Origin of the sequence: Streptomyces mangrovisoli (genome assembly GCF_000974985.2) — a bacterium.
GTDB lineage: Bacteria > Actinomycetota > Actinomycetes > Streptomycetales > Streptomycetaceae > Streptomyces > Streptomyces mangrovisoli.
Map to the genome: position 1 here is coordinate 132,366 of NZ_LAVA02000001.1, position 18,560 is coordinate 150,925.

General features: G+C 72.5%; 14 protein-coding genes. 9 read left to right on the forward strand and 5 right to left on the reverse strand.

Annotation, left to right across the window (positions count from 1 at the left end):
• Positions 1–3: 3 nt before the first annotated feature.
• From WN71_RS00565 to WN71_RS00580, 4 genes are all read left to right on the forward strand, one after another.
• Entirely contained in the window at positions 4–774 is a 771-nt protein-coding gene (locus tag WN71_RS00565) for an SDR family NAD(P)-dependent oxidoreductase (protein ID WP_046589756.1), read from the forward strand.
• Positions 775–883: 109 nt separating this feature from the next.
• Positions 884–2,008, forward strand: a complete 1,125-nt coding sequence (locus WN71_RS00570) for an LLM class flavin-dependent oxidoreductase (protein ID WP_079177563.1) — start codon at positions 884–886, stop codon at positions 2,006–2,008.
• Between the two features lie 79 nt (positions 2,009–2,087).
• A complete protein-coding gene (locus WN71_RS00575) occupies positions 2,088–3,866 on the forward strand; it encodes an N-acyl-D-amino-acid deacylase family protein (protein WP_276208063.1) in 1,779 nt (592 codons plus the stop codon).
• A complete protein-coding gene (locus WN71_RS00580) occupies positions 3,863–5,347 on the forward strand; it encodes an aldehyde dehydrogenase family protein (protein WP_046589752.1) in 1,485 nt (494 codons plus the stop codon). Before WN71_RS00575 ends, WN71_RS00580 begins: the two co-directional genes overlap by 4 nt.
• Before the next feature lie 8 nt (positions 5,348–5,355).
• Here WN71_RS00580 and WN71_RS00585 read toward each other — a convergent pair whose 3' ends face one another.
• Complete coding sequence (locus tag WN71_RS00585) at positions 5,356–6,783, reverse strand: CehA/McbA family metallohydrolase (RefSeq protein WP_107469513.1); 1,428 nt, start codon at positions 6,781–6,783, stop codon at positions 5,356–5,358.
• A 130-nt stretch (positions 6,784–6,913) separates the two neighbouring features.
• Between WN71_RS00585 and WN71_RS00590 the strand changes: the two genes are divergently transcribed.
• The 3 genes from WN71_RS00590 (at position 6,914) to WN71_RS00600 (ending at position 11,157) form a co-directional block, all read left to right on the forward strand.
• Positions 6,914–7,759: an LLM class F420-dependent oxidoreductase gene (locus tag WN71_RS00590; RefSeq protein WP_046589751.1), complete on the forward strand. Its 846-nt coding sequence runs from the start codon at positions 6,914–6,916 to the stop codon at positions 7,757–7,759.
• A 156-nt stretch (positions 7,760–7,915) separates the two neighbouring features.
• Positions 7,916–10,501, forward strand: coding sequence for a bifunctional FO biosynthesis protein CofGH (locus WN71_RS00595; protein WP_046589749.1), 2,586 nt, complete (start codon positions 7,916–7,918; stop codon positions 10,499–10,501).
• Positions 10,502–10,584: 83 nt separating this feature from the next.
• Positions 10,585–11,157, forward strand: a complete 573-nt coding sequence (locus tag WN71_RS00600; protein ID WP_167382882.1) for a hypothetical protein — start codon at positions 10,585–10,587, stop codon at positions 11,155–11,157.
• 6 nt (positions 11,158–11,163) lie between these two features.
• Here WN71_RS00600 and WN71_RS00605 read toward each other — a convergent pair whose 3' ends face one another.
• Positions 11,164–11,688: a DUF2165 domain-containing protein gene (locus WN71_RS00605; protein WP_046589747.1), complete on the reverse strand. Its 525-nt coding sequence runs from the start codon at positions 11,686–11,688 to the stop codon at positions 11,164–11,166.
• Positions 11,689–11,861: 173 nt separating this feature from the next.
• On the opposite strand from WN71_RS00605, the gene WN71_RS00610 reads away from it, so the two are divergent.
• Positions 11,862–12,977 (forward strand): ADP-ribosylglycohydrolase family protein, encoded by a 1,116-nt coding sequence (locus WN71_RS00610; RefSeq protein WP_046589745.1) that lies wholly within the window; start codon positions 11,862–11,864, stop codon positions 12,975–12,977.
• A gap of 22 nt (positions 12,978–12,999) precedes the next feature.
• Here WN71_RS00610 and WN71_RS00615 read toward each other — a convergent pair whose 3' ends face one another.
• A complete protein-coding gene (locus tag WN71_RS00615; protein ID WP_046589743.1) occupies positions 13,000–14,589 on the reverse strand; it encodes a sodium:solute symporter family protein in 1,590 nt (529 codons plus the stop codon).
• Positions 14,590–14,751: 162 nt separating this feature from the next.
• Positions 14,752–15,537, reverse strand: coding sequence for an SDR family oxidoreductase (locus WN71_RS00620; protein WP_046589741.1), 786 nt, complete (start codon positions 15,535–15,537; stop codon positions 14,752–14,754).
• 81 nt (positions 15,538–15,618) lie between these two features.
• Between WN71_RS00620 and WN71_RS00625 the strand changes: the two genes are divergently transcribed.
• Positions 15,619–16,458: a hypothetical protein gene (locus WN71_RS00625; RefSeq protein ID WP_046589739.1), complete on the forward strand. Its 840-nt coding sequence runs from the start codon at positions 15,619–15,621 to the stop codon at positions 16,456–16,458.
• 69 nt (positions 16,459–16,527) lie between these two features.
• Here the strand turns inward: WN71_RS00625 and WN71_RS00630 are convergent, their stop codons facing one another.
• Positions 16,528–18,417, reverse strand: coding sequence for a hypothetical protein (locus WN71_RS00630; RefSeq protein WP_046589737.1), 1,890 nt, complete (start codon positions 18,415–18,417; stop codon positions 16,528–16,530).
• Positions 18,418–18,560: the final 143 nt, after the last annotated feature.

The window sequence follows — 18,560 nt, forward strand, 5'->3', positions numbered from 1 at the left end:
GGCATGGGCAAGCTGGACGGACGCGTCGTGATCGTCACCGGCGCGGCGCGCGGGCAGGGTGAGCAGGAGGCCCGGCTGTTCCGCGCGGAGGGCGCCGAGGTCGTGCTGACCGACGTCCTCGACGAGCAGGGCGAGGCCCTCGCCCGCGAACTCGGCGCCCGCTACGTCCACCTGGACGTCGGCGACGAGACCGACTGGAAGGCCGCCGCGCGCACCGCGAAGGACACGTACGGCCATCTCGACGGACTGGTCAACAACGCGGGCATCCTGCGCTTCAACGCCCTGGTGGACACCCCGCTGGAGGAGTTCATGCAGGTCGTCCGGGTCAACCAGGTCGGCTGCTTCCTCGGGATCAGGACGGTCGCCCCGCTCCTGGAGGACGGTTCCACCATCGTCAACACCGCCTCCTACACGGCGGTCACCGGGATGGCGGCGGTGGGCGCGTACGCGGCGACCAAGCACGCCATCCTCGGGCTGACCCGGGTGGCCGCGCTGGAACTCGCCCACCGGCGCATCCGGGTCAACGCGGTCTGCCCCGGAGCCGTCGACACCGCGATGTCCAACCCGGCGCAGCTGGACCCCGGCGCGGACGCCGAGGAGACCTCCCGCGCCCTGGACGAGCTGTACCGCAAGCTCGTGCCGCTCGGCCGGATCGGCCGGCCCGACGAGGTGGCCCGGCTCGCGCTGTTCCTCACCGGTGAGGACTCCGCCTACATCACCGGCCAGCCGTTCGTGATCGACGGCGGGTGGCTGGCGGGGGTCAGCGTCATCTGACAGTCCGTCAGCTATTGACGCTGCATGCGGCCGCTGCCACAGTCGGCCCAACGAGATCTGACGATACGTCAGATGCCGAGTGCATCAGAACCGGGGACGGTGAACCTCCGTGGAATTCGGGCTCTTTGTACAGGGATACGTAGGCAAGCGCGCCGAGACCGACCCGCTGGCCGAACACAAGGCGCTGATGGAGGAGACCGAGTACGTCATCGAGGCGGACCGCTCCGGCTTCAAGTACGCCTGGGCGTCCGAGCACCACTTCCTGGAGGAGTACTCCCACCTCTCCGCCAACGACGTCTACCTCGGCTACCTCGCGCACGCCACCGAGCGCATCCACCTCGGCTCAGGGATCTTCAACCCGCTGGCCCAGGTCAACCACCCGGTCAAGGTCGCCGAGAAGGTCGCCATGCTCGACCACCTCACCGGCAACCGCTTCGAGTTCGGCAGCGGGCGCGGCGCCGGCTCGCACGAGATCCTCGGCTTCCTCCCCGGCATCACCGACATGAACCACACCAAGGAGATCTGGGAGGAGACGATCGCCGAGTTCCCCAAGATGTGGCTCCAGGACGAGTACGAGGGCTTCCAGGGCAAGCACTGGCAGCTGCCCCCGCGCAAGATCCTGCCCAAGCCCTTCGGGAAGTCGCACCCGGCGATGTGGTACGCGGCCGGCTCCCCGCCCTCGTACGCGATGGCCGCCCGCAAGGGACTCGGCGTGCTCGGCTTCTCCATCCAGAAGGTCTCCGACATGGAGTGGGTGCTGGAGCAGTACAAGACGGCGATCGTGGACGCCGAACCGGTCGGCGACTTCGTCAACGACAACGTCATGGTCACCACGACCGCGATCTGCGCGCCCACGCACGCCGAGGCGATCGACATCGCGGTGCGCGGGGGACTGCACTACCTGCCCTCGCTGGTCTTCCGCTACCACGACACGTTTCCTCGTCCCGAGGGGTTTCCGGTGTGGCCGGAGACGCTGCCGGAGTACAACGCCGAGTTCGTCGAGCTGCTCATCGAGGAGGAACTCCTCATCTGCGGCGATCCGGACGAGGTGCTGCGGCAGTGCAAGCGGTGGGAGCAGGCGGGGGCGGATCAGCTGAGCTTCGGGTTGCCGGTGGGGGTTCCCAAGTCGGAGACCCTGCAGACGATTCGGCTGATCGGGGAGCACGTGATTCCGAAGATCGACACGGATCCCGTCCACCGGACGTCGCGGTTCCGGGCAGGGGCAGGGTCCTGATCGCCGTCGCGGGGTGCGGGTGTGTGGGGGCTGGTCGCGCCCGCGCGGCGGAGCCGCATGTCGAAACCGCCCCGCGCCCCTGAAAAGCAGGTCGGCCACCGCATCGCAGGTTGAGGAGACCAGGGTCATGCTCGATCACGTCATCAAAGGGGCGACCGTAGTCGACGGGACGGGCGCACCCGCGTTCACCGCCGACGTAGGCATCCGGGACGGACGGATCGCCGTGGTCGGCAGGGTCACCGAGGCGTCCGGCGCCACTGAGGACGGCTCCGGGCTCGTGCTCGCGCCCGGGTTCGTCGATCCGCATACGCATTACGACGCCCAGTTGTTCTGGGATCCGTACGCGACGCCCTCGCTCAATCACGGGGTGACCACCGTCGCCGCCGGGAACTGCGGGTTCACGCTGGCGCCGCTCAACCCCGCGCGGCCCGAGGATGCCGACTACACGCGGCGGATGATGTCCAAGGTCGAGGGGATGTCGCTGGTCGCGCTGGAGGAGGGGGCGCCCTGGAGCTGGCACGGGTTCGGGGAGTACCTGGACGCCCTGGAGGGCCGCATCGCCGTCAACGCGGGCTTCATGGTGGGCCATTGCGCGCTCCGGCGGTACGTCATGGGCGCCGACGCGGTGGGCGGGCAGCCGTCGGCGGCCCAGCTCGAGGAGATGCTGCGGATCTTCCACGAGGCCATGGACGCGGGCGCCTGGGGGCTGTCCACCACCCAGTCCAGCACCCACTCCGACGGCGACGGGAAGCCGGTCGCCTCGCGGCACGCGCTCCCCGCCGAGCTGCTCGCCCTGTCGAAGGCGGTCGGCGAGCACGAGGGCACCCAGATCGAGGCGATCGTGGCGGGCTGCCTCGACCAGTTCGGCGACGACGAGATCGACCTGCTCGTGGAGATGAGCGCGGCCGCCGGACGCCCCCTGAACTGGAACGTCCTCACCGTCGACGCCGCCGTCCCCGAGCGGGTGCCCCGGCAGCTGAGCGCGAGCGAACGGGCGCGCAAGGCGGGCGGACGGATCGTCGCCCTCACCATGCCGATCCTCACGCCCATGAACATGTCGCTCGGCACGTTCTGCGCGCTCAACCTCATCCCCGGCTGGGGGCCGATCCTCGGACTGCCGGTCCCGGAACGGATCGCGCGGCTGCGGGACGCCGACGTACGGGCCGAGATGCTGCGGCGCGCGCAGTCCAAGGAGGCGGGCGTCTTCCGGCGGCTCGCGAACTTCGGGCGCTACGTCATCGGCGACACCTACAGCGAGGCCAACGCCGGACTGACCGGCCGGGTGGTCCGCGACATCGCCGGCGAGCGCGGCCAGGAACCCTTCCACTGCCTGGTGGAGATCTGCGCCGCCGACGACCTGCGGACGGTCCTGTGGCCCATGCCCACCGACAACGACCCGGCCTCCTGGGCGCTGCGCGCCGAGACCTGGCGCCACGAGGACGTCATGCTGGGCGGCTCGGACGCCGGCGCCCACCTGGACCGCATGTGCGGGGCGCCGTACACCACCCGCTTCCTCGGCGACTGCCTGCGCGGCCGCGGACTGCTGGGCCTGGAGCAGGCCGTGAAGATGCTGACGGACGACCCGGCGCGGCTGTTCGGGCTGCGCGAGCGCGGCCGGATCCGGGAGGGCTTCCACGCCGACCTGGTGCTCTTCGACCCGGAGCGGATCGACGCGGGCCAGGCCACCCTGGTGCACGACCTGCCCGGCGACAGCCCGCGCCTCGACTCCCGGGCGATCGGGGTGCGGGCCGTGTGGGTCAACGGCGTCGAGGCGATCCGGGACGACGTGGTGAGCGGGGCCGTACCGGGCCGGGTGCTGCGTTCGGGGCGGGACACGAGGACGGTGAGCACCCGGTGACCTCCTCGCCCGCCCGTCCGGGGACCTCCTCGCCCGCCGGGCAGCGGCTGTTCGTCGGCGGCGACTGGACCGAGCCGGACGACGGCCACTACCCGGTGACCGACCCGGCCACCGAGGAGACCGTCGGCCTCGCCCCCGAGGCCTCGCGCGCCCAGGCCCGCGCCGCCTGCGCCGCCGCCCGCGAGGCCCTCGGCCCCTGGTCGCGGACCCCGCCCGAGGAACGCGCCGCCGTGCTCGCGCGGGCCGCCGCCGCCATCCGCTCGCGCGCGCGGCCGTACACCGAACTCGCCGTGGCCGAGACCGGCGCGACCACCGGGACCGCGCGCGCGATGCAGGTCGGCGTGGCCGCCGCCCGCTTCCAGCGCTACGCGCGCGTCGAGAGCGCCGAGTGGGCGATCCCGCCGCAGGTCAACGAGGCCGGACCGATGGGCAGGGCGGGCGTGTTCGGGGCGCTCGCGGTGCGCCAGCCGGTCGGGGTCGTCGCCTGCGTCACCTCGTACAACAACCCGTGGGCCAACCCGGCCGGGAAGGTCGCCCCCGCCCTCGCGATGGGCAACACGGTGGTGGTCAAACCCGCCCCGCAGGATCCGCTGTCGGTCTACCGGATGGCCGAGGCGCTGGAGGCGGCGGGCGTGCCGAGGGGGGTCGTCAACGTCGTCTCCGGCCGCTCGCCCGGGGTCGGGGAGGCCGTGGTCGAGTCGCCGGACGTCGACATGGTCAGCTTCACCGGTTCCACCGCCGTCGGACAGAGGATCGCCGAGGTCGCCGGGCGCAGCATGAAACGCCAGCTGATGGAGCTGGGCGGCAAGGGCGCGGCGCTCGTCCTCGACGACGCCGACCTCGGCGCCGCGGTCGCCGGGATCGGCACCACCTTCTCCTTCTACAGCGGCCAGATCTGCACCGCGCCCACCCGGGTGCTGGCACAGCGGTCCGTGTACGGCCGGCTGGTCGAGCAACTGGCCGCCTATGCGGGCAGGTTGAAGATCGGTGACCCCAGGGCGCCGGGCACGGTGGTCGGGCCGGTGATCTCCCGCGAGCACCGCGACCGCGTCGAGTCGTACGTCGAACTCGGCCGCAAGGAAGGCGCGGTGGTGGTCGCGGGAGGGGAACGCCCGCCGATGGAGCGCGGGTTCTATGTCGCGCCCACCCTGCTCGCGGACTGCACCGGCGACATGCGGGTGGCCCGCGAGGAGATCTTCGGACCCGTCGTGGTGGTGATCCCCTTCGACGACGAGGAGGAGGGCGTCGCCCTGGCCGACGACACCGACTACGGACTGATCGACTACGTCTTCACCGCCGACGTCGCCCGCGCCTTCCGCGTCGCCCGCCGGCTGCGCGCGGGCGGCGTCGGCATCAACACCGTGGGCCGCAACATGGAGGCCCCGTTCGGCGGCTTCAAGCGCAGCGGCGTGGGCCGCGACGTGGGCTCCTACGCCCTGCACGCGTACAGCGAGGTGCAGGCGATCGTGTGGCCGGGCTGACCCCCGCGCTACGCCCGCACCGGTCCGAGGAACACCGGATTGGTGAACGCGGCCATCACGCCCGGGACGGGGCCCGCCGCCGTCTCGTGGCGGACCTCGGCGCGGACGTACGACGCCTGCGCCGGGGTCGTACGCCACCGGAGGGACCCCGTGCCGGACACCGGGAGCGGGCCGCTCGTGAGCAGCACGCCCTGGTCGGTGACGAGCCGCAGGGAGCAGCGCGGCGAGCCCGTCACCTCCAGCGCGACGGTCACCGGGGTGTCCGGTGGCGCGGTCAGCCGCTCCCCGACGCCCGCGTGGCGGCCGTCCGGCGCGGTGGCCGTGAGCGCGACGGTGACCGTGCGGGACTCGGCGACGTAGGAGCGGCCCGCGCGCAGGCCCGCCAGGACGGCGGCGCGGGTCAGGCCGTCGGCGAGCACGACCGTCTGGGGCAGCCCGACCGTGTCCGGGTCCCGGTGGGCGTCGCTGTTGCCCATCGCGGGCAGCGGGCGTCCGCCCTCGCGCACCGACGTCACCAGCGCCGCGTCCCAGGCCGCGAGCGCCGCCTCGTCGTCCGGGGTCCAGGGGCCGTTCCACACCTCGACCGCGTCCGCCTCCGCGAAGCCGAACCGCCAGCCGCAGCCCACGCAGTCGGCGCACGGGTGCGCGGGGACGACCAGACCGCCCGCTTCCCGGACCTGGCGCGCCACGGAGCCGAACACGCCGTCCCGGGCCCGGTAGCGCCAGTCGACGAAGGTGCCCGGGTCGGTGCCGAGCGCGAGCACGTGCCCGTTGCGGGTGGTGACCTCCTCGCCCAGCATGACCAGCAGGTCGTCGCCCGCCGCGTCGGCCCAGTGCGGGTGCGACGCGGGGGTGTTGTGGTCGGAGGAGTGCACGAAGTCAAGCCCGGCGGCGCGCGCGAGGGCGGCGATCTCGGCGGGCGTGCGGCGGCCGTCGGAGTGCCAGGAGTGCAGATGGCAGTCGCCCCGGTACCAGTCCCGGCCCCGCCCCGCGGCCCGCTCCGGCGGATACACCGGCACGGGCGTCACACCGGGTGCACCGGCGGTGAGCGTCACGGTGATCTCGTACGACAGCCCCTGCGGGGCCACCGTGTACGGGCCGAGGGCGAGGTGCCAGGTGCCCGCGCCGAGCGGGCCGGGGAGGTATCCCGGGGTCGCGTCGTCGGCGCGCAGGAAGAACTCCGTGCGCGCCCCGCCCGACCAGCCGCGGAACCCACCGCCGCCGAGGTCGGTGCCGCGCTCGTCGAAGACGCCGATGTCGAGCGCGTTGCCCGGGGTGCCCGCGGGCACGGAGGGCCGGTCGTAGGCGTAGGAGACGGCGATCTCGCGCGTCCCGGGCGGTACCTCGAAGGGTACGTACACGTGGTCGGGGGAGCCGGGCGGCAGCGTGCCGCGCAGGGTCCGGGTGTCCGCCGGTGCGAAGCTCACGGTGTCCACGGTAGGCGGGGACCCCGCGCGCCGTCACGGGCCGGCCCGGCCGGGAATGGTCGATGCCGACCGGTCGGTATGGACACCGGACCCGGCTGCCGGTACAGATGGACCAGCCACCCGCGGACGAAAGGCCGACATGCGCATCTCCGTCACGATCTTCCTCACCGACGAGACCGTCACCCCGGTCCGCCTCGCCCGTGAGCTGGAGGAACGCGGCTTCGCCGGACTCTGGCTGCCCGAGCACACCCACATCCCGGCCGAGCGCGCCACCCCCTACCCGGCCGGCGGGGAGCTGCCGCGCGAGTACACCCGCACCCTCGACCCGTTCGTCGCGCTCGGGCAGGCGGCGGCCGTCACCGAGCGGCTCGGCCTCGGCACCGGCATCACCCTGGTCGCCCAGCACGACCCGATCGACCTCGCCAAGCAGATCGCGACCGTGGACCACCTCTCCGGCGGCCGCCTCACCCTCGGCGTCGGCTATGGCTGGAACGTCGAGGAGGCCGCCGACCACGGCGTCGAGTGGCGCACCCGGCGCGAGCTGGTGCGCGACCGGATGGCGCTGATGCGGGCCCTGTGGTCCGACGAACCGACCGCCTACGAGGGCGAGTTCGGCAGCGTGCGGGCGAGCCACGCCTTCCCCAAGCCGGTGCAGAAGCCGCGCGGCCCGGTGGTGGGCCCGCGCACCCTGGTCGGCGGGATGGCGGGCCCGAAGCTGTTCGCCCACATCAGCGAGTACGCCGACGGCTGGCTCCCGATCGGCGGCCGCGGCCTGACGGAGTCCCTGCCGGTCCTGCGCACGGCCTGGGAGGAAGCGGGCCGAGACCCGCAGGCACTCCAGGTCGTCCCCTACGCCATCCTCCCCACCCCCGGAAAGCTGGCCCACTACGCCGAGTTGGGCATCGAGGAAGTCGTGATCCAACTCCCCCCGGCGGGAGAGTCGGAGATCCTCAACACCCTGGACGCACTGGCCACGTACCTGTAACCCCCTGCCTTTAAGGGGCGCGAGGCTGTATCGATATGCGGCTCCGCCGCGTGGGCGCGACCAGCCCAGACGGCGCCGCACCCGGCACTCGACCAGCACCCCCGCGGCGCCAGCCCGTCCCCCCGAACCGACGGAGTCCCTTCGTATGCTCGCCTCATGACGACTTCCGCGACCCCCGGAACCGGCCCCACCGAGAACTCCCTGCGGCGCGCCCTCAAACGCGCCCGCGACGGCGTCGCCCTCGACGTCACCGAGGCGGCGGTGCTGCTCCAGGCCCGCGGTGCCGACCTGGAGGACCTGTGCGCGTCCGCGGCGCGGGTGCGCGACGCGGGTCTTCGGGCGGCGGGCCGCCCCGGCGTCATCACGTACTCGAAGAGCGTCTTCATTCCCCTGACCCGGCTGTGCCGGGACAAGTGCCACTACTGCACCTTCGTCACCGTGCCCGGCAAGCTCCGCAAGGCCGGGCACGGGATGTTCATGTCGCCCGACGAGGTGCTCGACATCGCGCGCAAGGGCGCCGCCCTCGGCTGCAAGGAAGCCCTCATCACCCTCGGCGACAAGCCCGAGGACCGCTGGCCCGAGGCGCGCGAGTGGCTCGACGCGCACGGCTACGACGACACCATCGCCTACGTCCGCGCGATCTCGATCCGCATCCTGGAGGAGACGGGGCTGCTGCCCCACCTCAACCCGGGCGTCATGACCTGGACGGACTTCCAGCGCCTGAAGCCGGTCGCGCCCAGCATGGGCATGATGCTGGAGACGACGGCGACCCGGCTGTGGTCCGAGCCCGGCGGCCCGCACCACGGCTCCCCGGACAAGGAACCCGCCGTGCGGCTCAGGGTCCTTGAGGACGCCGGCCGCTCCTCCGTGCCGTTCACCTCCGGCATCCTGCTCGGCATCGGGGAGACGTACGAGGAGCGCGCGGAGTCGCTGTTCGCGCTGCGCAAGGTCGCCCGCGCGCACCACGGCATCCAGGAACTGATCATCCAGAACTTCCGCGCCAAGCCGGACACGGCGATGCGCGCGGCGCCGGACGCCGAACTCGACGAGCTGGTCGCCGCGGTGGCGGTCGCCCGGCACATCATGGGCCCGGGCGCCTGCCTCCAGGCCCCGCCCAACCTGGTCGACAGCGCCTACGAGCGCCTGATCCGGGCCGGCATCGACGACTGGGGCGGCGTCTCCCCGCTCACCATCGACCACGTCAACCCCGAGCGCCCCTGGCCGCAGATCGACGAACTCGCCGAGCGCTCCCGGGCGGCCGGCTTCGAGCTGCGCGAACGCCTCTGCGTCTACCCGGAGTTCGTCACCCGCGGCGAGCCCTGGCTGGACCCGCGGCTGCTGCCGCACGTCCGCGCGCTCGCCGACCCGGAGACCGGCCTGGCCCGCCCGGACGCGGTGGTCGAGGGGCATCCCTGGCAGGAGCCGGAGGACGCCTTCACCGCGTCCGGCCGCACCGACCTGCACGCCACGATCGACACCGACGGCCGCACCGGCGACCGGCGCGAGGACTTCGACGAGGTCTACGGCGACTGGGGCGCCCTGCGCGAGGCGGCCGCGCCCGGCATGGTCCCGCAGCGCATCGACACCGACGTCCGCCAGGCCCTCGCCACCGCCGCCGACGACCCGACCCGGCTCACCGACGCGGAGGCGCTCGCGCTGCTGCACGCCGACGGCCCGGCCCTCGACGCGCTGACGAAGATCGCGGACGACGTACGGAAGGCGGCCGTGGGCGACGACGTCACCTACATCGTCACCCGCAACATCAACTTCACCAACGTCTGCTACACCGGCTGCCGCTTCTGCGCCTTCGCCCAGCGCCGCACCGACGCCGACGCCTACACCCTCTCCCTCGACCAGGTCGCCGACCGCGCCCAGCAGGCCTGGGAGGTGGGCGCGGTCGAGGTGTGCATGCAGGGCGGCATCCACCCCGACCTGCCGGGGACGGCGTACTTCGACATCGCGAAGGCGGTCAAGGAACGCGTCCCGGGGATGCACGTGCACGCCTTCTCCCCGATGGAGGTCGTCAACGGCGCCACCCGCACGGGCCTGTCGATCCGTGAGTGGCTGACCGCCGCCAAGGAGGCGGGCCTCGACACCATCCCCGGCACCGCGGCGGAGATCCTCGACGACGAGGTCCGCTGGGTGCTGACCAAGGGCAAGCTGCCCGCGGCCACCTGGATCGAGGTCGTCACCACCGCCCACGAACTCGGCATCCGCTCGTCGTCGACGATGATGTACGGCCATGTCGACCAGCCCCGCCACTGGCTCGGGCACCTGCGCACGCTGGCCGAGGTGCAGCGCGAGACCGGCGGGTTCACCGAGTTCGTCACGCTGCCGTTCATCCACACCAACGCGCCGGTCTACCTGGCGGGCATCGCCCGGCCGGGCCCGACGGTGCGCGACAACCGGGCGGTCACCGCGATGGCCCGGCTGCTGCTGCACCCCTGGATCCCGAACATCCAGACCAGCTGGGTCAAGCTCGGCACGGAGGGCGCGGCCGAGATGCTCCGCTCCGGCGCCAACGACCTCGGCGGCACGCTGATGGAGGAGACGATCTCGCGCATGGCGGGCTCGTCGTACGGCTCCTACAAGTCGGTGCGGGACCTGGTCGCGGTGGCGGAGGCGGCCGGCCGCCCGGCCCGCCCGCGCACCACCCTGTACGGGGAGGTGTCCGAGGAGCGGCAGCGCGCGGCGGCGGCCTCGGACGGGCACCTGCCGGAGCTGCTGCCGGTGCTGGACTGAGCCGACGGACCGCGCGGCGGCGGGCGGGCAGTACGATGATCCGACCCCCGATGGCGGGGGCCGAGTAGCTGAGGAGATGCGCCGTGCCTGGCCGAATACCCTCGTGGGCCTGGGTCAGCGGACTGACCGTGGGGGCCACCGCCGCGGTCCTCGTCCTGGCCGCCCAGGCGAACCACGGGACGCACCCCACGGCGTCGGCCACCCGCCCGCACGCCACCGCGTCCGCGTCCCCGCACGCCTCCACCACGCACGCGCCGAAGAAGAAGGCCTCCGCCGCCGCGGTCCCGGCCTCCTCCGGCAGCGGCCGCCGGGTCGTCTACTCGCTCGCGCAGAAGCGGGTGTGGCTGGTGGACGGGGACGACGTGGCGAGCCGCACCTTCACGGTGTGGCCGGGCACGGTCTCGCCCGACCCCGGCAGCTACACGGTCTCCGTGCGCCGGGACTCCACGACCGGCTCGGACGGGGTGAAGATCGAGCACATCGTCTACTTCGCCGCCAAGTCCGGCCTGAACATCGCCTTCTCCAACGCGGTCGACGGCTCCGAGCCGTCGCCCGCGTCCGGCACGCAGACGGGCGGCATCCGGATGCACACGGCGGACGGGGCGGCGCTGTGGACGTTCGGCTCGACCGGCACCAAGGTGACCGTCGTCAAGTAGGGCGGGTCAGTCGTCCCGGCCGGACGGCAGGTGGTTCACGATCAGGACGACCCCGCTCAGCACGATGACGCGGGTCGCCGCGTCGAGGCCGTTCCAGGTCTTGGACTGCCACATCGCGAACCACTCCCCGCCGACGGCCACGAACCCGGCGCCGAACAGCAGCAACAGCATCAGCAGCCCGTACGTCGACACCTGGCGCGCGCGGGCGGTGTCGCGCCGCGCCCACAGCCAGGTCCCGGCGGTCAGCACCAGCGCGGCGACGGTCTCCCACACGATGATCGCGACGTAGGCGGCGTCCTGGAGCCCCTTGCTGGTGATCGCCCGCCACATCAGGTCGTCGTCCCCGAACGTGGTGTCCATCGCGAGGACATGCCGGACGAACTGCTGGTTCGTCCCGAAATCGGTGATGTTCCCGAAGGCGACCAGGGCGATGTAGAGGGCCACGGTGCCGGTGAGCAGCGTGGCGGCGAGCGGAAGCGCGCTCCGGGCGGCGGAGGGCGCGGCTGTGGTCGAAGTGGTGGGGGTGGCCATGGCGGTTTCCTTCCCAGCCCCGCGGGCCGCCACCCGGGCGGCATTGAGCCACGACCGGACGGCATCTGGCCACGACCGGACACAGGTGGGCACCCGCACGCCAGAACCGGCCGTTCGCGGTCCATTACAGTGCTGAACTGTCGTAGGTACGGCGGTGCCATGAGGAGGTCGGTGTGGCCGCGACATCCGGTGCCGTCTGGGGCCGCACCGAGCAGCAGGACTTCCGCAGCAGGGTGCGCGGCACCCTGCTCGGGGCCGCGGTCGGCGACGCACTCGGCGCGCCCGTCGACGCCCTGACCGCCGAGGAGATCCGGGCCGCGTACGGCGCGGAGGGCCTGACCGACCTGGCCGGCGCCTACGGCAGGCGCGGCGCCGTCACCCACCACACCCAGCTCACCCTGTTCACCGTGGACGGGCTGATACGGGCCCAGGTCCGCCGCGACAGCGGCGCCTGGCATCCGCCGACCGATCTGCACCGGGCCTATCTGCGCTGGGCCGCCACCCAGCACGACTGGGGCCCCGACCTGCGGCGCAAGGACGACGGCTGGCTGGCCCGCGAGGAGTGGCTCTACGCCCGCCGCGACCCGACCAGGGCCCTGCTGACCGGCTTCGGCGACGAGACCATGGGCACGCTCGACGCGCCGCGCAACCCCGGCGAGGCCGGACCCGAACCGGTCGCCCGCTCCGCCCCGTTCGGGCTGCTCGTCGGCTGGGAGCCGCAGCTCGTCGGGCAACTCGCCCTGGAGTGCGCCGCGCAGAGCCACGGCCATCCGGTCGCCTGCCTCGCGGCGGCCGCCTACGCGGTGATCGTGCACGCCCTCGCGCTCGGCGACAGCCTCGACGCGGCCGTGCAGCGCAGCCTCGCCCTGCTCGTCGCCCGGCCCGGCCACCAGCCGGTGTCGGACGCCCTCCAGCACGCGCTGGGTGCGGTGCGCCAGGGGATGCCGACACCGGCCAGGGTGGAGGAGCTGACCGGCGCCGGCACCGCGGCCGGGCTGCTGTCCGCCGCGGTCTACTGCGCCCTGGTCGGCGAGGACGTACGGCACGGGCTGTGTCTCGCGGTCAACCAGGGCGGCCCGTCCGGCGCGGCCGGCGCGCTGACCGGGGCCCTGCTCGGCGCCCTGCACGGCGAGACGGCCCTCCCGCCGGCCTGGCTGGCCGAACTGGAGGGCCGCGCGACGATCCTGGAGCTCGCCGACGACTTCGCCATGGAGATGACCCAGGGCCCGGCCCTGCACACCCCCGCGGGCGCGTCCCCCGGCTGGCTGGCCCGCTACCCGCGGGGCTGACCGGCCGTCAGGGAGCCTGCGATCAGGGCTGGTTGTCGACCGCGGAGCCGGTCACCGTGCCCTCCGCCGCCGGGGCCTGGGCGGGCGCCGGGACCGGGGCGGCCACCGCGGCGCCGTCGTCGTCGGTGTTGATCCGTTCGATGATCGCGACCCGCTCCGGGGTGTCCTCGGGCCGGATCAGGCCGATGACCAGGTACAGCACCAGCGAGATGACCATCGGCACGGACACCTGGTACTCCAGCTTCACGTCGGTGCGCTGCGAGAAGTCCAGGTGGTAGTTGACGAAGAAGAACGCGAGCAGTCCGCACGCCCAGCTGGTGAGCGCCGCCGTCGGGCCGGAGCGGCGCAGCGGCCGCAGCAGACCGAGGATGAACGGGATCGCGATCGGGCCCATCAGGCCGGCCACCCACTTGATGACGACCGTGATGATGTCCTTGAACGTGGGGGAGTTGACCTGGGTCGCGACCGCCATCGACAGGCCGAGGAAGGCGACCGTGGTGACCCGCCCGGCGATCAGCCCGGCCCGGTTGTTCCAGGCCCGCGCCGCCCGCGACAGCACGGGTGCCACGTCCCGGGTGAACACCGCCGAGATGGCGTTGGCGTCCGAGGAGCACATCGCCATGGTGTGGGAGAAGAACCCGACCACGACCAGGCCCAACAGACCGTGCGGCAGCAGCTGTTCGGCCATCAGTCCGTAGGAGTCGGAGCCGTCCGGCTTCTGCGCGGTCACCAGCAGCGGCGACAGCCACATCGGCGTGAACAGGATCACCGGCCAGACGAACCACAGGCCCGCCGACAGCAGTGCCGAGCGCGTGGCCTCCTTGGCGCTGCCGGTCGCCATGTAGCGCTGCGCCTGGTTCCACATGCCGCCGTTGTACTCGAACAGCTTGATGAACAGGTACGCGATGAAGAAGACCGTCAGATACGGCCCCGCGAACCCGTCGCCGTGACCGTGCAGCTTCGGCGAGTCCAGCGCCTTCGACAGGCCGCCCTGCTCGGAGATCTTGTGCAGCGTGATGATCAGCATGGCGAGACCCGCCAGCAACTGGATGACGAACTGGCCGAGTTCGGTCAGCGCATCGGCCCAGAGCCCGCCGATCGTGCAGTACACGGCCGTGATGCCGCCGGTGATGATGATGCCCTGGGTGAGGGTGACACCGGTGAAGACGCTCAACAGGGTGGCGATCGCGGCCCACTTGGCGCCGACGTCGACGATCTTCAGCAGGATGCCGGACCAGGCGAGCGCCTGCTGGGTCGGCACGTTGTACCGGTCCTTCAGGTACTCCAGCGGCGAGGCCACGTGGAGCCGTGAGCGGAGCCGGTTGAGCCGGGGCGCGAACGCCTTGGCGCCGATGAGCACGCCGATGGCGATGGGCAGCGCCCAGGTGACGTACGACGTGATGCCGTAGGTGTACGCGATACCGGCGTACCCGGTGAACATCACCGCGCTGTAGCCCGACATGTGGTGCGAGATGCCGGAGAGCCACCACGGCATCTTGCCGCCGGCGGTGAAGAAGTCGCTGACGTCGTCCACACGTTTGTGGGACCAGACACCGATCGCCGTCATGACGCCGAAGTACGCGACCAGGACGGCCCAGTCGAGACCGTTCATGTGCCCCCTTCCAGGGTCCACCGCCTTGGGGTCAGGCATGTGAACTGTGGGCGGGGTGGCGTGCTCACGGCAAGCAAGCGTAAGGTCAAGAGCGAGCAAAAATGTTCGGCTCGATGACCTGGATTCACACATATGAACTTGCCCAAAGGTGGCGCGGAGCCCTCAGCGCATCAGCTCCCCCGCGTTGACCAGCAACGACTGCCCCGTGATGGCCCGCGCGCGGTCGGACGCCAGAAAGACCGCCGCGTCCGCCACGTCCCCGTCGGTGGCCAGCTCCGGCAGGGCCATCCGGCCCGTCAGCCGCGCCAGCACCTCCGCCTCGGCCACCGCCTCGGTCTGCGCCGTGAACTGGACGAAGGCCTGCACCGGCGGCCCCCACATCCAGCCCGGCAGCACCGTGTTGACCCGGATCCGGTCCGGCCCGAGCTCCCGGGCCAGCGAGTACATCGCGCTGGTCAGCGCCCCCTTCGACGCCGCGTAGGCCGCCTGCCTGACCTGCGTCGGCGCCGCCACCGCGGACTGCGTCCCGATGAACACCACCGAACCGCCGCGCTCCTTCAGCCCCGGCAGGCACGCCCGCGTCATCCGCAACGTGCCCAGCAGATTCACGTCGACCACCGACGCCCAGGTCGCGAAGTCCGCGTCCTGGAGCCCGCCGAAGTACGCGTCCCACGCGGCCACATGGACCACCGCGTCGATCCGCCCGAACCGCTCCCGCGCCAGCTCCGCGAGCGCCGCGCACTGCCCCTCGTCCCGGATGTCCGTCGCCCGCAGCGCGGTCCGCGCCCCCTCCGGGTCGATCTCCGCCGCGCTCTTGGCGAGGTTGGCCTCGGTGCGCGCGCCGAGCACGGCGTTGCCGCCCTCGCGCACCACGGCCGCCGCGACCTGATGGCCGAGCCCCGCGCCCACCCCGGAGACGACGACGGTCTTGCCCGCGAGCAGTGACATGGCGGCCCTCCCGGCCCCTGGCGTTCCATCTGACGGAGCGTCAGAGTATGGGCGAGCACCGGAGGAAGGAAGGGGAACGGCATGAGCGAGGACACCCGCAGCGAGACCTACGCCGAACTGGCCGCCGTCGGCCCGTACGGGGTGCGTCCGGGCCACGCCCTGATCACCATGGTCGAACCGCACCCGGGCCACGAGTACGCCTACAACCGCTGGTACGAGGACGACCACTACTACGCCGGCGCCATGGCCATGCCCTGGATGTACGCCGGCCGCCGCTGGGTCGCCACCCGGGACCTCCAGCTGCTGCGCCGCCCGGAGAAGTCCGCGATCGCCGAGCCGGTCGGCGCGGGCTGCTACCTCTCCACGTACTGGATCACCGACGGCCGCTACGACGACCACATGCGCTGGACCGTCGCCATCAACAAGCGCCTCAACCGCGACGCCCGCGTCCACCAGGCCCGCACCCACGTCTTCACGGCGTTCCACGACCACGCGGCGACGGTCTACCGCGACGGCGCCGCGGGCCCCCGCGACGTCCACGCCCTCGACCACCCCTACGCGGGCCTGGTCCTGGAGGTGATCGACGCCGACTCCCCGGAGCAGTGCGAGGAACTCCTCGACCGGCTGCGCACCCGCCACCTCCCGCGCCACCTGGCGGGCTCCCCGGCCGCGATGGTGACCGTCTTCCGCCCCACCCCGCTCCCCGGCGACCGCATGACGTACGTCAAACAGGTGGAGGGCGTGGGCACCCGGCTGACCCTCCTGTGGTTCCTGGAGACGGACCCACGGGAGTGCTGGGACGACCTGTCCACCGGCCTGGAGGACCAGGTGACCGAGTCCGGCCTGGGCAGGGTCGAGCTACTCGCCCCCTTCATCCCGACGATCCCGGGCACGGACCGCTACGTGGACCAGCTCCGCTGACCCTGAGGACGAGGCCGTTCAGGCCGACACGGGGGTCCGGGGGCGGCGCCCCCGGAGACCCACCCGAGCTCACTTCAGCTCGTCGGGACAGGGCGTCCCCCGGGGCAGCTGGTAGGGCGCCGCCAGGTGATACGTCCCGGCCCGCGGAGCGACAAGCATCGTCCACTTGTCCCCCTTCGCGTCCTCGGCCGTCTCCATCAGACACCCGTTGACGTTGTCGAACGTCTTCGGCGTGCCGTCGGCCCGGTGCTTCGACGCCTGCGTCTCCTGCGGAGCCTTCAGGCTCTTGCCCTGCGCGTCGACGATGCTCAGCCAGGGCGAGTACGGGATGCGGATCAGGATCCGCCCCGCCTTGCGCACCTCGATCGTCAGCTCCCCCTGCTCGGCGCTGTCGACCACCGCGTTCGGCTCCGCCATCGGCGCCGGGTCGGTGACCTGGAACAGCTGCCAGTTCGCGTCGCCCCAGATCTGCTTCAGATACGGCATCCCGCGCTGCACCAGCGCCCGCTCGCGCTCGCCGCCGTCCCCGTCCGGCTCGTCCTTGGGCAGCACCACGAAGTGCACCGCCCAGCGCTGGAGCCACTCGTGGTAGTTCGCCGAGTTGAGGGTGTCGTCGTAGAAGAGCGGATTGCGCTCCATGTCGGCCTGCCGGTTCCAGCCCCGGGCCAGGTTGACGTAGGGCGCGAGCGCGGACGCCTCGCGGTGCGAGCGGGCCGGTACGACCTCCACGCGGCCCTTCTCGGCGCCGACCTTCTGCAACTCGTTGACCAGCGGCGCGAGCTCGCGGGCCCAGGAGGCCGCCGGGGTGGTGTGGATGATGTCGTCGACGGCCTTGAAGCCTATCCAGCCGACCGAGCCGAGGAAGGCCAGCACGGTCGCGTACCAGCGGCGCGAGCGCGGCTCGTGGAAGGGCAGCGCGGCGATCAGCGTCGCCCCCGCGAACAGCATCGGCAGCCGGGAGATGTTCGAGCCGATCTGGGAACTGACCACCCACACGCCGACCACGGACAGGCCGTACACCGCGGACGTCAGCCGCACCGTCCGCCACTGCCTGGGCACGAGGACGAAGCACAGGATCGCGTACGACAGGGGCAGCAGGACGGACCAGATCGTCATCGGCTGGGTGCCCGAGAAGGGGAACAGCCAGGCGGAGACGGCCACCACCGCGGTGGGCGCGAGCCCCAGCGCCCAGGCGCCCGGCCTGCGCTTCTGCAGGAACAGCGAGACCGCGATGAGCCCGACGAACAGCCCCGCGACCGGCGAGGACATGGTGGCGAGCGCGGCCAGCGGGGCCGCGCACAGCGCCTTCGCCCAGCGTTTGTAGCGCCAGCGGTGCGGCCAGCAGAAGACGGCGGCGACCGCGCCCAGCGCGAACATCGTGCCGAGCCCGAAGGTCACCCGGCCGGACGCCGCGTTGCACAGGAACGCGAACACCCCGGCCAGCGCGGCCCACAGGGGGTTGCGCACCGCACGGCTGCGGATCAGCACCAGCGTGAGCAGACCGGCCGAGAGCGTCCCGGCGATCATCATGGTCGTCCGCACGCCGAGCACGGACATCAGGTACGGCGACACCACGCTGTACGAGACCGGGTGCATCCCGCCGTACCAGGCGAGGTTGTACGCCGAGTCCGGGTGCCGGCCGACGAACTCCGCCCACGCGTCCTGCGCGGCGAGATCGCCACCGCTGTTCGCGAACGTGAAGAACCAGACGATGTGCAGCACGCCGGCGAGCGCGGTGACCGACAGCACGGGGTGCAGCAGCAGCCGCATCCGCAGGCCGAGGAGCGCGGCACGGGCACGGCTGATCGGGACCGCGGTGGACGCGTCGTCAGGCGCGGCCCGGTCGGCCGACGGGTCTGTGGGCGTGCCGTCCGCGGGGTGTGCGGGCATGCGTATTCGCGGGCTGGTGTCCGGGCCCGGACCGGTGTCGTCGGCCTGTGTCGGCTCCGCAGTCGCCACCTGTTGGCACTCCCCGTGATCCCGTCTTTTCTTCTCGGCCCCGTTCCGTTCGCCGTCCGGTGGCCTGCCCCGGTTCGTGACGCTAGCACGCACCCCGCCGGGCGGCGCCCGGGCGGGGCGCGGCCCGACGGGGTGCGGGGGCG